Origin of the sequence: Streptomyces sp. CHD11 (assembly GCF_018638295.1) — a bacterium.
Lineage (GTDB): Bacteria > Actinomycetota > Actinomycetes > Streptomycetales > Streptomycetaceae > Streptomyces.
Genome location: NZ_JABTTS010000187.1, coordinates 1 through 314 on the forward strand (window position 1 = coordinate 1; position 314 = coordinate 314).

A 314-nucleotide genomic window follows, 5' to 3' on the forward strand; every position below is an offset into this window, starting at 1 on the left:
CCCCTCCGGCCCCTGTGGGGCGCGCCTTCGACGCCGTGCTCTGCGATCTCGACAACGTCGTCCGCTTCTACGACACCGCCCCGCTCGCCGCCCTGGAGCGGGCCGCCGGACTGCCGGAGGGCACCACGACCGGCATCGCCTACGCACCCGAGGTCGACCTCCCGCTGCTCCTGGGCCGGATCACCCCGGACGCCTGGGTGGCGGCCATCGCCGCCGGGCTCGTGGAGCGGGTGGGCGCGGACCGGGCCCGCGCACTGGGCCGGGCACTCGCGGACGCGCCGTTCTGGGCCGACTAGGAGGTGGTGGCACTGCTG

General features: G+C 76.4%; 1 pseudogene. It reads left to right on the top strand.

Annotated elements, in window-relative coordinates:
- Positions 1–35: 35 nt before the first annotated feature.
- Positions 36–293: pseudogene (locus tag HTV45_RS33700) on the top strand (HAD family phosphatase); the annotation flags it as partial.
- Positions 294–314 lie beyond the last annotated feature (21 nt).